Below are 12,396 nucleotides of genomic sequence, written 5' to 3'. Positions count from 1 at the left end.
CTCATCCGTAAGGCTAGCGAGTAAAGGCTGATTTTTCGCCTGCTCGAAGTCTGCAGTATGAAGAGCGCTGGCACGGTTTGGCTGGTTGTTGCGCGCACCGCCTGGCTGACTCTGTTGCGCCGCTCCTGAAGCGGCCCGGGTACAGCTACAGTTGCGGCGTGCCCTCGGCATGACGATCGACCCCATTTGCGCCCTGTGGCGGCAGCGACGCGTTTGCGTTGCCGGCCCCCACGCCCGGGCAACCACCCCCTCCAACACTCCCCTCCCGCGTATGTCCCTGTACTTTGGCCGCCCTGGCAAGGCGGCTTTGGCACGGCCCACGGGCCGCGGAGTTTATAAAAATGAAACGTATGTTGTTTAACGCTACGCAGCAAGAGGAGCTGCGCGTAGCGATCGTCGATGGCCAGAAACTGATCGACATCGATATCGAAACGGCCGGACGCGAACAGCGCAAGTCGAATATCTACAAGGGTGTCATCACCCGCATCGAACCCTCCCTCGAAGCCTGCTTCGTCAGCTACGGCGAAGACCGCCACGGTTTCCTCCCCTTCAAAGAAGTTGCCCGCTCCTATTTCCGCGATGGCGTCGATGTGCGTAACTGCAGCATCAAGGAAGCCCTGCGCGAAGGCCAGGAAATCATGGTGCAGGTCGAGAAAGAGGAACGCGGCAACAAAGGCGCGGCCCTCACCTCCTTCATCTCGCTGGCCGGCCGCTACCTGGTCCTGATGCCGAACAACCCGCGCGGCGGCGGCGTGTCGCGCCGTGTGGAAGGTGAAGAGCGCCAGGAACTGCGCGAAACCATGGACAAGCTCGACCTGCCAACCGGCATGTCGGTGATTGCCCGCACCGCCGGCATCGGCCGCAATGTCGAAGAACTGCAGTGGGACCTGAACTACCTGATGCAGCTGTGGCGCGCGATCGAAGGCGCCGGCAAGTCGGCCGCCGGTCCTTTCCTGATCTACCAGGAATCGTCGCTCGTCATCCGCGCCATCCGCGATTACTTCCAGCCTGACATCGGCGAAGTCCTGATCGACACCGACGACATCTACGACCAGGCCCAGCAGTTCATGAGCCACGTGATGCCCGACATGGCGCACCGCGTGAAGCGCTACAGCGACGACGTGCCGCTGTTCTCGCGTTTCCAGATCGAACACCAGATCGAAACCGCCTACGCGCGCACCGTGCCGCTGCCATCGGGTGGCGCGATCGTCATCGACCACACCGAAGCCCTGGTCTCCATCGACGTCAACTCGGCACGCGCCACGCGCGGCTCTGACATCGAGACCACCGCCTTCAACACCAACTGCGAAGCGGCCGACGAAGTGGCGCGCCAGCTGCGCCTGCGCGACCTGGGCGGCCTGATCGTCATCGACTTCATCGACATGGAAGTGGCGAAGAACCAGCGCGAAGTCGAGCAGCGCCTGAAGGATGCGCTGCACCACGACCGCGCCCGCGTGCAAATGGGCAAGATTTCCCGCTTCGGCCTGATGGAACTGTCGCGCCAGCGCCTGCGTCCTTCGCTGTCGGAAGGCTCGCACGTGACCTGCCCGCGCTGCTCGGGCACCGGCCACATCCGCGATACCGAATCCTCGGCCCTGCAAGTCCTGCGCATCATCCAGGAAGAGGCCATGAAGGAAAACTCGGCCACCATCCACGTGCAGGTGCCGGTCGACGTCGCCGCGTTCCTGTTAAATGAAAAACGTGGCGAAGTCCTGAAGATCGAGAACCGCCACCGCATCACCGTGATCCTGGTGCCGAACAAGCACCTCGACACCCCGCACTACAAGCTCGAGCGCATCAAGCACGACGATCCGCGCCTGGAAGAAGCGCCGTCGAGCTACACCCTGGCCGAAACCGCCGAAACCGACATGGCCTACAGCAAGCGCCAGAAGGAAGAAGCCAAGCCGCGCCAGGAAGCCGTGGTCAAGAGCATCACCCCGGCCCAGCCGGCCCCGGTGGTCGACCGCAGCGAGCCTGTGAAACCTGCCAAGCCGGTCGAGGCGTCGGCTACCGCTCCGGTCGTGGCTGCCCCGGTCGCCCCGGCGCCGGTCGGCTTCATGGCCAAGCTGAAGAGCTTCTTCTTCGGCGCCCCGGAACCCGTCGCCCCGCCGCCGGCGCCAGTCGAGCCGGTCAAGCCGGCCGCCCCTGCCCCGGCCGAACGTGGCGGCGACCGCAATAGCCGTGGCCCGCGCGCCCGCAATGGCCGCAACGGCAAGCCTGGCCGCGAGCGTGAAGAACGCGACCTGAGCGCCAAGCCTGGCGTCGACGAGACCGCCAAGGCCGAGCGCGAGGAAAAAGCCCCGCGTCCACCACGTCCGCCGCGTGAAGGACGCGAGCCGCGCGCACCGCGTGAGCCGCTCGATACCGCCCAGGGCGCCGTAGCAGCGACCACTGCCGCACCGCGTGCGGACCGTGGCGAACGCCAGGAACGCGGCGAGCGTGCCGAGCGTCCGGAACGCGCACCGCGCCAGCCGCGCGAGCGTGGCGAGCGCAGCCAGCCTGTGGAAACCAAGGTCGAAGAGCTGAACGCGGTCGAGGCAATCCCGACGCCGGTGAGCGAACTGTCGACCACCACGCCGCATGGCGACCAGCTCGACCACGCGGTGAAAGCCGTCGTCTCGACCGGTCCTAACGGCGAGGAACTCGATGCCGAAGGCGGCGACGAGCCGCGCCGCCGCCGCCGCCGTGGTGGCCGCAACCGCAACCGCCGCGACCGCGACCAGGCCGAGGGCATGGAAGCGGGCGAACACGGCGAACACGATGGCGCCCCGGTCTTCATGCCGGTAGCCGACGAAGAAGCCGCCAAGGTCCAGGCTGCCGCCGGCGCCGAGAAGCCAGGCCGCAAGCCGCGCGCACCGAAGCAGGACAAGCAGGCACCATGGCCCTTCCCGACCGCTGCTTCGGTAGCCGCCGCCCAGGCCAAGGCTGTGGCGAAAGCCGCGCCGGCCGCCCCTGCTCCAGCCGCTGCGCCGGCGCAAGCCGCCGCACCTACGGTGCAGGCGCCGACTGCCGACGCGTGGTTCTTCCCGACCGCGGCATCGATGACCCCGCGTCAGGCGACGCCGGCTGTCGAGCCATTCGCACCGGCGACCGAGCCTGTTGCGATTGCCGATGTGCCCGTAGTGGCTGCACCTGCGGCCGCACCTGTGGCTGAACCTGTGGCCGCACCGGTGGCCGCACCCGTGGCCGAACCAGCTGCCGCACCGGCTGCCGAACCTGCTGCGGCCCCGGCCGCAGCAGAGCCGGCACCAGCCGCCGCGCCGGTGAAAGCCGAGCCGGCACCGGTCCAGGCCGCCGTTGCACCTGCGCCTGTTCCTGCGCCTGCTCCGGCACCGGCAGCCGCGTCGGGCAATCTCGACGAGATGCTCGGCAGCGCCGGCCTGACCCTGGCCGCGACCGATCCTGAAAAGCTGCGTGCAGCCCAGGAAGCCGCCGCGGCAGCCGCCGCTCCGGTCCGCCTTGGCCGCGCCCGCAAGCCGGTCGTGGCGCCGGTCGACGAGCCGCTGATCCAGGTCGATACGCGCCAGTAATCCCGACAGCGTTGCTGTAATTGAAAGGGGAGCCTGCGGGCTCCCTTTTCTTCTTGTCCAGCACCGGCTTGCGGCCGTGCCCGATTCCGGCCCGTCGCCTGTGCGCTTTTCCCTCGCATGCTATCGTATCGCATGGCTGAAAAAATCATCATGCTGAACGACCTGCGCTCGCCCGCGCTGTCCGTTCCCGCAACTCCCGAACACCCCACCGGCCAGCTGGCCGATGCCCTTGCGCGTCCGCTGCACGACCTGCGCATCTCCGTCACCGACCGCTGCAATTTCCGTTGCGTGTATTGCATGCCGAAGGAAGTCTTCGGCAAGGACTACCCTTACCTGCCGCACGGCGATCTACTGTCGTTCGAGGAAATCACGCGCGTGGCGCGCATCTTCATCGCCCACGGCGTGGAAAAGATCCGCCTCACCGGCGGCGAACCGCTGCTGCGCAAGAACCTGGAACACCTGGTGGCGATGCTGCGCGCCCTGCCCACGGTCTCCGGCCGTCCGCTCGACCTGACCCTCACCACCAACGGCTCGATCCTGGCGCGCAAGGCGCAGGCCCTGAAGGACGCTGGCCTCGACCGCGTGACGGTCTCGCTCGACGCCCTCGACGACGCCGTCTTCAAGCGCATGAACGACGTCGACTTCGCGGTGGCCGACGTGCTGGCCGGGATCGAGGCCGCGCATGCCGTGGGCCTGGGGCCGATCAAGGTCAACATGGTCGTCAAGCGCGGCAGCAACGACGACCAGATCGTGCCGATGGCGCGCCACTTCAAAGGCTCGCCCGTCATCCTGCGCTTCATCGAATACATGGACGTGGGCGCCTCGAACGGCTGGAACATGGACGAAGTGGTGCCCTCGAACGAAGTGGTGCGGCGCATCGGCGCCGAGCTGCCGTTGGCGCCCCTGAGCGCCAACTACACCGGCGAAACCGCGGCGCGCTGGCGCTACCTCGATGGCGGCGGCGAAATCGGCGTCATCTCCTCGGTCACCGGCGCCTTCTGCAAGGATTGCAGCCGCATGCGTTTGTCGACCGAAGGCAAGCTCTACACCTGCCTGTTCGCCACCCGCGGCCACGATTTGCGCGCCCTGCTGCGCGCCGGGCACGACGACCTGGCGATCTCGGGCGCCGTCGCCCGCCTCTGGCGCGGGCGCGACGACCGCTATTCGGAAACGCGCACCATCAATACCGATGGCCTGCAGCGCGGCGCGCGGCGCGTCGAAATGTCCTACATCGGCGGCTAGGGTCCGCCTTGAACATCACATGAACAAGAAAGCATCGATCAGCGGCTTGATCCTCGCGGGCGGACGCGGCTCGCGCATGGGTCACGTCGACAAGGGCCTGCAGCCCTTCCGTGGCAGCACCATGGCGGCCCACGTGCTGGCGCGCCTGGCGCCGCAGGTGGGGAGCGTGGCCATCAACGCCAACCAGAACCTCGACACCTATGCCGCCTTCGGCGTGCCGGTGTGGCAGGACGATTTAGCCGGCTTCGCCGGCCCCCTGGCCGGGCTGGAAACCGGGCTGCGGCGCTGCACGACACCGTATCTGCTGACCGCCCCCTGCGATTCGCCCTTCCTGCCGCCGGACCTGGCCGAACGCCTGCTGGCCGCGCTGGAAGCGCAGGATGCCGACCTGGCCTTTGCCGCGACCGGGGAACCGGGAATGCGGGTGCAGGCGCATCCGGTGTTCTGCCTGGTCAAGACATCGCTTCTGCCGGTGCTGTCGTCGTACCTGGCCGAGGGTGGCCGGCGCATGGACGGCTGGTACAAGGACGTGAAGGCGGTCGAGGTCCTGTTCGAGGATGCCGACGCCTTCCGCAACATCAACACGCTCGACGAGCTGCATAGCCTGGACCCTACCCGTCCGCCGCGCCTGGCCGACGTCACGAGCTGCCTGTCCGCCTACGATCCCGAGGCGCTGCCGGTGCGCGACGCCCAGCGCATCATCCGCGAATTCGTGCAGCCGGTCGGCGCCGTCGAGCAGGTGGCCCTGCGCGCCGCCCTCGGCCGCGTGCTGGCGCGCGACATCGTCTCGCCGATCAACGTGCCGGCGCACGACAACTCGGCGATGGATGGCTATGCGCTGCGCGGTACTGACCTGGTGCCGGACGGTGACACGCGCCTGACAGTGGTCGGCACCGTGTATGCCGGCCGTCCTTCCGATGTGGCGCCGGGGCCGGGCGAATGCGTGCGCATCATGACCGGCGGCGTCATGCCGGCAGGCTGCGACAGCGTGGTGCCGCAGGAATTCGTGGCCCAGGAGAGCGCAAGCGAAATCGTGCTGGCCGCCGGCACCATCCGCGCCGGCGACAACCGGCGCTTTGCCGGCGAAGACCTGAAGGCCGGCAGCCCTGCCTTACGCGCGGGGAAGATCATCCGCCCGGCCGATTTGGGGCTGGTGGCTTCGCTCGGCATCGCCGAACTGCCCGTGGTGCGGCGCCTGCGCGTGGCCTTCTTCTCGACCGGCGACGAACTGCGCTCGATCGGCCAGGCCCTGGACACCGGCAGCGTCTACGACAGCAACCGCTACACCATCTACGGCATGCTGCAGCGCCTGGGCTGCGAGATCGTCGACATGGGCATCGTGCGCGACGACCCTGCAGCATTGGAAGCGGCCCTGCGCACCGCCTGCGAGAACGCCGACGCCATCATCACCTCGGGTGGCGTCTCGGTGGGCGCGGCCGACTACACGCGCCAGATCATGGCGCGCCTGGGCGACGTCACCTTCTGGAAGATCGGCATGCGTCCGGGCCGTCCGCTGGCCTTTGGCCGGATCGGCTCGAACGGGCGCAGCGCCTTCCTGTTCGGCCTGCCCGGCAATCCGGTGGCGGTGATGGTGTCGTTCTACTTCTTCGCCCGCGAAGCCTTGCTGCGCATGATGGGCGCCGACGCCCCGCTGCCGCTGCTGCGCGCGCGGTCCGAAGGCGCGATCCGCAAGAAGCCGGGCCGCACCGAATACCAGCGCGGCATCCTGTCGCATGGCGAAGACGGCATGCCGCAGGTGCGCATCACCGGCGCGCAGGGCTCGGGCATCCTGCGCTCGATGTCGGAAGCGAACTGCATGGTGGTGCTGCATGACGGGCAGGGAAATGTCGCCGCTGGCGACATGGTCGACGTGATGCTGTTCGAAGGTCTCGTGTAGGGTGGACGGCTGCGCCGTCCACGCGTTCAACCAACTCACGCACTACCGCGCCTTGCCGTACATTTGACCGATCTCATCCGGCGGCGATGACCACGCCACTACGATGGCGCGATGTCCCATTTCCGCCGCGCCCTCACCGGCTCCACCTTTTTCTTCACACTCGTCGCCTGGCGCCGCCGCCCCATCCTCTGCGACGATGCTATTCTTACCGCCTTGCGCGACGCCATCCACACCGTCCGCGCACGCCGGCCATTCACCATCGACGCCTGGGTGCAACTACCCGATCATCTTCATTGCATCTGGACGCTGCCGCCAGACGATACCGATTTTTCGCAACGCTGGCGTGAAATCAAACATCATGTGTCGTACGTGTGCCGCAGCTATAACGATGCAGCGCCGCGTTCTGCGGCCATGAAACGCCGTGGGGATTCCACCATCTGGCAGAGGCGGTTTTGGGAACACCAGATCCGGGATGGGTGCGATTTCGAACGGCACGCCGATTACATTCATATCAACCCTGTGAGGCATGGGCATGTTGCGCATGCTTCATTGTGGCCGTATTCGAGTTTCGGCAAATTCGTGAAGGAAGGAAGGTATCCGGCGGACTGGTGCGGGCCGGTGGAGATGCTGGAATTGTGTTGGGAGTGAGCGCAATCCGGTAAGTATCGGGAACGCCGGCGCAGCTTGAACGCGTGGACGGAGGATCCGTCCACCCTACTCGATCCACATCGCCTCCACCTGCGGCGTCCCACTCCAATCGGCCGGATACACACCCTGTTTCACGTACCGGTGAAACGTCGAATACGGCCAATCCGCCGCACGCGCCGCATGTCCATGCCGCACCGGATTGAAATGGATGTAATCCACGTGACGCGCGAACTCGCGGTCGTTGCGGATCTGGTGCGCATCGACGCCCCGCTGCCAGACCGACGCATCGCGGTGTTCGATGCGCGACGGATTGCGCGTACCGGTCGATACCGTGGACACCAGGGCAACGCGCGACACGGCGTTCCTGATCATCGCCCAGCGTGCCGCATGGTCGGCATCGCCCTCGGGCAGGGTCCAGATGCAATGCAGGTGATCCGGCATCAGCACCCATGCGTCGATATCGAAGGGACGCGTGCCGCGGACGTCGACGATGGCCCGGCGCAATGCCGAGCGAATCGGCGGCAGGCACAGGACAGGATTGCGCCGGAACGACACCAGCGTGAAGAACCAGGTGTTGCCGGTATGGAGCCGGCGATGGCGGGGCATGGTGGCGCGCATGGCAGAGGATGCGTCGGGCCCTTATGACGGGCGCGCGCTCAGTCGTCCCGGTCCGCGCCGTCCGGCCCCAGCATCAGCTGCGCCGCCTCGCTCGGCAGGGCCTCCACCGATTTCAGCTTGCGCGCCATCTGGCGGCTGCGCACCTCGGCGTTTTCGATGTTCTTCGCGGCCTTTTCCAGCGTCGCCTTGGTGGCGGCCAGCACGTCGCCGAACTTGGCGAACTCGGTCTTCACCGCGCCCAGCACCTGCCACACTTCCGACGAGCGCTTTTCCAGCGCCAGCGTGCGGAAGCCCATCTGCAGGCTGTTCAGCAAAGCCGTCAGGGTCGACGGGCCGGCGATCGTCACGCGCAGGGACCGCTGCAATTCGTCGGCCAGGCCAGGACGGCGCATCACTTCGGCGTACAGGCCTTCGGTCGGCAGGAACAGGATGGCGAAATCGGTGGTCTGCGGCGGCGACACGTATTTGTCGCAGATGGTCTTGGCTTCGCCCCGCACCGCGCGTTCGAGCTCGGCGCCGTAGCGCGCCACGCCGTCGGCGTCGGCCCGGTCCTGGGCGTCGAGCAGGCGTTCGTACTGCTCCTTCGGGAACTTGGCGTCGATCGGCAGCCACAAGGGTGCGCCACCATCGACCACGCCCGGCAGCTTGATCGCGAATTCCACGCGCGCGTTCGAACCCGGCACGGTTTCGACGTTCTTCGCGTACTGGTCGACCGTCAGCACCTGCTCGAGCAGCATCTCGAGCTGCACTTCGCCCCAGGTGCCGCGCGTCTTCACGTTGGTCAGCACCCGCTTCAGGTCGCCCACGCCGATCGCCAGCTGCTGCATTTCGCCCAGGCCCTGGTGCACCTTTTCCAGGCGCTCGGAGACGTGGCGGAAGGATTCGGTGAGGCGGTTTTCCAGCGTCGTGTGCAGCTTTTCGTCGACGGTCTGGCGCATCTCTTCGAGGCGCCTGGCGTTGTCCGTCTGGAGGTCGCGGATCTTGGTTTCCAGGGTCGCGCGCACTTCCAGCATGCGCTGGGCGTTCGATTCGGTGAGGTTGGCCAGGGTCTGCTGCAGGGTGTCGGCAAAGCGCTTCAGGGCGCGCGCCTGTTCCTCGCGGCCGCCGGCCGCATGCAGCTGCATCTGCTGGCGCATGCTGTCGAGCTGCTGGACGGTGGCCGCCTGGTGCTGGGCCATGTGGCCGGCCAGTTCCTGGCGCGTGGCTTGCGCACTGTGCTGCAGCTCCAGGCGCAGCTCGCGCTCGACGCGTTCGAACTGCTGGCCGTTGCCCTGCGCGCTGCCGCCGCGTGCGCGCAGCAGCACCAGCACCTGGAGCACGATCACGACAAGCGCCGCCGCCAGCAACGCCGCGAATTGAAGGGTGCTCATTCAGTCGGCCTTGTTGCGCATCCAGTCGGCGGTCTGGTAGAAGGAGGTCATCAGGCGCATGCGCAAGTCGTCGTCCATGCCGATGTCTTCCATCGCCCAGGCCATGGCGCGCAACCACTGGTCACGCTCGCTCGTGCCGATACCGAACGGCAGGTGGCGTGCGCGCAGGCGCGGGTGGCCGTAGCGTTCGATGAAGAGGTCGGGCCCGCCCATCCAGCCGGACAGGAACATGAACAGCTTTTCGCGCGAACTGTCGTTCGGTTTCGGGTGCAGCGCGTGGATGCCGGCGAATTCCGGCTCCAGTTCCATCAGGTCGTAGAAGCGGTCGACCAGTTCGCGCAAGCGGCTTTCGCCGCCGATGATTTCGTACAGGGTTTGGTTCTCGGACATACAGTGATGATAGCGCAGCGGCGCCGCGCCGTGGGGTTCGTAGGGTGGAAGGCTTCGCCTTCCACGCGTTCAAACTCCGCCAGAACAATCGCAATGCCGACGCATGAGTACGTTGAACGCGTGGACGGGAAACCCGTCCACCCTACGCTTCCCTCAAGGTCTGCAACGGCGGCTGGCGCAGCACGCTGCGCAGGCCCAGCCAGCCGCCGACCAGCGCGCAGGCCGCGCCGACCGCAATCCCCGCCAGCCACACGCCCGGCTCGAAGGCCCATTCGAACTTGAACTGGTAAGTCGCCAGCCCCCAGCCCAGCGCCGCGGCGCCGGTTGCCGCCAGCAGCCCAGCCAGGCCGCCGACCAGCACGAACTCGATGCGCTGCGCCGTCGCCAGCTGCTTGCGCGTGGCACCCAGCGCCCGCAACAGCCCCGCTTCACGCGTGCGCTCGGACTGCGACCCCATCAGCGCCGCATACAGCACCAGCACGCCCGAGGCCAGCGTGAACAGGAACAGGAACTCCACGGCGGTGACCACCTGGTCCACCACTTCCTGGATCTGGCGGATGATGCCGCTGACGTCGATCACGGTCAGGTTCGGGTAGGCGCGCGCCAGCGAACTGGCCAGGTTCGCGCCGCGCTCGGGCAGGTGGAAGGCCGTCATGTAGGTGGCCGGTGCGTTCGCCATCGCCTGCGGGTTGATGATGACGAAGAAGTTGGCGCGCATCGAGCCCCATTCGAGCTTGCGCAGGCTGGTGATCTTCGCATCGACCACGATGCCGGCCATGTCGAAGCGCATCACGTCGCCCAGCTTCAGGCCCAGGGTCTTGGCGATGCCCTGCTCGACCGAGGCTTCCGACACGCCCGGCGCATCGCGATACCAGTTGCCGGCGACGATGTCGTTGCCCTCCGGCGCATCGGCCATGGTCGACAGATTGAATTCGCGGTTCGCCAGGCGGCGCGCGTCGTCGCTCGTGTAGGTGCTGGAAGTGACCGGCCGGCCGTTCACCGCGGTCAGGCGGCCACGGATCATCGGGTACAGCACCGGTTGCTCGACGCCGGCGTCCGCAATACGCTTCGTCACATCCTCCTTCTGGTCGGGCAGCACGTTGATGATGAAGCGGTTCGGCGCATTCTCCGGCGTCGAGCGCTGCCAGGCCGCGACCAGGTCGCCGCGCACCACGGTGAGCAGCAGCAGCGCCATCAGGCCCAGTGCCAGCGACACCACCTGCACCACGGTGGCGCCGGGGCGGCGCTGCAGCGAGGTCACGGCAAAGCGCCAGCTCTGGTTGCTGGACACGCCGCGCAACCGGCGCAGCAGGCGCAGGCCGAGCCAGGCAACCAGGGCGAAGAAGGCAAAGCCGGCCAGGAAGCCGCCGGCGGTGAGCAAGGCCAGTTTCGGGTCGCCCGCCTGCCACAGCAGCAGGGCGACGAACACGCCGGTGCCGAGGCCATAGGTGGCCAGCGCCATGGGTTGGGGCACGGCCTGTTCGCGCCGGATTACGCGGTTGTGCGGCACGTTGCGCAGCTGCAGGACCGGCGGCAGCGCGAAGCCGACCAGCAGCAGCATGCCGGTGGCGATGCCCTGCAGCGCTGGCAGGAACGACACTGGTGGCAAATCGGCCGGCAGCAAGGCGCCGATCAGTTCCAGCAGCACGAAGTGGGCGGCAAAGCCCATCGCCACGCCAACCAGGCTGCCCGCCAGGCCGACCAGTGCGAACTCGATCAGGTACATGGCGCCAACCTGGTTCTGGGTCATGCCGAGGCAGCGCAGCATGGCGCAGGCGTCGAGGTGCCTTTGCATGAAGCGGCGCGCCGCCATCGCCACGGCCACTGCCGCCAGCATCGCCGACAGCAGGCCCACCAGCGACAGGAAGCGGTCGGCACGGTCGAGCGTGGCCTGCATTTCGGGGCGGCCGTTTTCGAGCGACTCGACGCGCACGCCTTTCACGTTGTCGGCCTTGATGCGCGCGCGCACCCAGGTTTCGTACTCGCGCACGCGCGCCAGGTCGTTCTTGGAAGGCGCCGCTACCTGCATGCGATAGGTCACGCGCGCGAAGTTGTCGACCAGGCCGGTAGCTGGCAGGTCGGAGAGATTGAGCATCACGCGCGGCGCGAAGTTGGCGAACGAGGCGCCGCGGTCCGGTTCGGCCGCAAGCAGCTGGGCGATGGTGAGGCGGCTGTCGCCCAGCTGCAGCGCGTCGCCGACCTTCACGCCGAGGGCCGGCAGCAAATTGGCGTCGACCCAGACCGTGCCGGGCGCCGGCACCTCGCGCGTGCGCTGGCCGATGGCGCTGCTGGCGTCATCTGGATTGGTGGTGATCTTGAGTTCGCCGCGCAGCGGATAGCCGCTAGAAACAGCCTTGATCGAGGCCAGCTGGGCCTGCGAATCCTCGCCCTCCCCGCCCTGCGCCATGCTGGGGAAGGTGACGGTGTCGGCCAGCAGCAGCCCGCGCCGCTGGGCTTCCGCACGCCAGGCAGGCGCCACCTGTTGGTCGGCATTCACCAGCAGGTCGGCGCCGAGCAGCTGGTTGGCGTCGCGCGCCAGGCCGGCGCGCATGCGGTCGATGAAGAAACCGACGGATGAGAGTGCGGCGACGGCGACGATCAGCGCCACCAGCAAAAAGCGCAGTTCGCCCGCGCGCCAGTCGCGTGCGGTCATGCGGAGGGACTGGATCAGCACGGGCGGCTCCTTGTTTTTATCGCTGCG

General features: G+C 67.3%; 8 protein-coding genes. 4 read left to right on the top strand and 4 right to left on the bottom strand.

The genetic code is table 11. The features are described 5' to 3' along the window. The first annotated feature begins 341 nt into the window (after positions 1–341). The 4 genes from ACWYRN_RS14115 (at position 342) to ACWYRN_RS14100 (ending at position 7,317) form a co-directional block, all read left to right on the top strand. Positions 342–3,530 carry an Rne/Rng family ribonuclease gene (locus tag ACWYRN_RS14115; protein ID WP_488688191.1) on the top strand — a complete coding sequence of 1,063 codons (3,189 nt, stop codon included), beginning with the start codon at positions 342–344 and terminating at the stop codon, positions 3,528–3,530. A gap of 132 nt (positions 3,531–3,662) precedes the next feature. Further along, a complete protein-coding gene (gene moaA / locus ACWYRN_RS14110; RefSeq protein ID WP_488688190.1) occupies positions 3,663–4,772 on the top strand; it encodes a GTP 3',8-cyclase MoaA in 1,110 nt (369 codons plus the stop codon). 19 nt (positions 4,773–4,791) lie between these two features. Next, positions 4,792–6,669 (top strand): molybdopterin molybdotransferase MoeA, encoded by a 1,878-nt coding sequence (gene moeA / locus ACWYRN_RS14105; RefSeq protein WP_488688189.1) that lies wholly within the window; start codon positions 4,792–4,794, stop codon positions 6,667–6,669. A gap of 111 nt (positions 6,670–6,780) precedes the next feature. Then, positions 6,781–7,317: an REP-associated tyrosine transposase gene (locus tag ACWYRN_RS14100; protein ID WP_488688188.1), complete on the top strand. Its 537-nt coding sequence runs from the start codon at positions 6,781–6,783 to the stop codon at positions 7,315–7,317. Between the two features lie 66 nt (positions 7,318–7,383). Here ACWYRN_RS14100 and ACWYRN_RS14095 read toward each other — a convergent pair whose 3' ends face one another. The 4 genes from ACWYRN_RS14095 to ACWYRN_RS14080 form a co-directional block, all read right to left on the bottom strand. Further along, positions 7,384–7,935, bottom strand: coding sequence for an REP-associated tyrosine transposase (locus tag ACWYRN_RS14095; RefSeq protein WP_488688186.1), 552 nt, complete (start codon positions 7,933–7,935; stop codon positions 7,384–7,386). A 38-nt stretch (positions 7,936–7,973) separates the two neighbouring features. Next, positions 7,974–9,305: a DNA recombination protein RmuC gene (locus ACWYRN_RS14090; RefSeq protein ID WP_488688184.1), complete on the bottom strand. Its 1,332-nt coding sequence runs from the start codon at positions 9,303–9,305 to the stop codon at positions 7,974–7,976. Continuing rightward, entirely contained in the window at positions 9,306–9,695 is a 390-nt protein-coding gene (locus ACWYRN_RS14085) for a group II truncated hemoglobin (RefSeq protein WP_229438317.1), read from the bottom strand. 142 nt (positions 9,696–9,837) lie between these two features. Further along, entirely contained in the window at positions 9,838–12,369 is a 2,532-nt protein-coding gene (locus tag ACWYRN_RS14080; protein ID WP_488688183.1) for an ABC transporter permease, read from the bottom strand. Between the last annotated feature and the right edge of the window lie 27 nt (positions 12,370–12,396).

The sequence above is a fragment of the Massilia sp. BAP21 genome (assembly GCF_057801335.1).
Note: the sequence above shows the minus strand (reverse complement) of the source record. Positions and strands in the feature narration are given on the sequence as shown.